The organism is Legionella sp. W05-934-2 (assembly GCF_964199965.1).
Lineage (GTDB): Bacteria > Pseudomonadota > Gammaproteobacteria > Legionellales > Legionellaceae > JAFIFT01.
Map to the genome: position 1 here is coordinate 1 of NZ_CAXMZT010000044.1, position 205 is coordinate 205.

A 205-nucleotide genomic window follows, 5' to 3' on the forward strand; every position below is an offset into this window, starting at 1 on the left:
TTGTTGGTAATGTGTACAAATGAAGGCATTATCCCATCATCTATGCAGTTGGTTGCAGGACGAACAGCACAAGAGTATAACCTGAGAAAAAGGAGAAATGGCGCCTTTTGGGAAAACAGGTATCATGTTTCTGTTATTGAAGATAATGAGTATTTGCATCATTGCTTTATTTATATTGATTTAAACATGGTTCGGACTGGCCGAG

General features: G+C 38.0%; 1 protein-coding gene. It reads left to right on the forward strand.

Features of this window, described 5'->3' with window-relative positions:
- On the forward strand, nt 1-205 hold a 205-nt coding region (locus AB3348_RS15280; protein WP_367608479.1), incomplete at both ends, for a hypothetical protein.